Here is a 442-nt window from a genome sequence, read left to right as displayed (position 1 = left end):
GCTCTTACAAAAACCTTTTGGCTGTACCTGGATCAGTTATACCCGCTGTCACGATGATATTGGTTTGGGTTATGATGACAGCATGATTGCCGCAGCAGGTTTTAATGCCTATGAGCACCGTAAGTTTTTAAAAGAATATTATTCCGGTACCCATCCAGTATCAACTGCGTCGGGTGCACTGTTCTCTGTAAATCCGAAAACACAGGATGCGCGTATCAGTGGTTCGCTGGCATCACTCTGCGGATTAGAGAAAGCGCTCGCAGCCAATGATGAACAAGCCATAGATACCGCTGCCAGAAAAATATTACTGATGCAGGCACAGAGTATTTTCCTGGGTGGCATTCCCATGTTATTCTATGGCGATGAAGCCGCATATACCAATGATTACAGCTATCTGAACGATGAGGGTAAAAGCTATGATAACAGATGGATGCACCGACCT

1 pseudogene is annotated in these 442 nt (G+C 45.2%); it reads left to right on the top strand.

Features of this window, described 5'->3' with window-relative positions:
• Positions 1-442, top strand: a pseudogene (locus CS062_RS26560) (amylosucrase); the annotation flags it as partial.

The organism is Roseateles chitinivorans (assembly GCF_002761755.1).
Classification (GTDB): Bacteria; Pseudomonadota; Gammaproteobacteria; order Burkholderiales; family Burkholderiaceae_C; genus Roseateles; species Roseateles chitinivorans.
Note: the sequence above shows the minus strand (reverse complement) of the source record. Positions and strands in the feature narration are given on the sequence as shown.